At 48.4% G+C, this 248-nt stretch carries 1 protein-coding gene; it reads left to right on the forward strand.

Translation table 11 applies throughout. The features are described from left to right. Window positions 1–9 precede the first annotated feature (9 nt). Window positions 10–162: a group II intron maturase-specific domain-containing protein gene (locus tag F1735_RS35185; protein WP_373888642.1), complete on the forward strand. Its 153-nt coding sequence runs from the start codon at window positions 10–12 to the stop codon at window positions 160–162. Window positions 163–248: the final 86 nt, after the last annotated feature.

Here is a 248-nt window from a genome sequence, read left to right on the forward strand (position 1 = left end):
ATACGGCAGATAACAAGTCGTACCTGTGGCCGTAGCATAAACCAGGTGATCGAACAGTTGCGGCGATACGTGCTGGGATGGAAAGCTTACTTCAATCTGGCTCAAACTCCGGGAGTCTGGCGCAAGCCCCCTGTGTCAAACTGTTGTGAGACAACTTCATAACTCTAATTAAGGAAGTTGGTACCCACATGGAATCGAATATGACACCAGCAGCAGGACGCATCCAAGACGATATCGATGGTTTTTCT

Origin of the sequence: Massilia genomosp. 1 (assembly GCF_011682185.1) — a bacterium.
In the GTDB taxonomy this organism is placed as follows: domain Bacteria; phylum Pseudomonadota; class Gammaproteobacteria; order Burkholderiales; family Burkholderiaceae_D; genus Telluria_A; species Telluria_A rubra.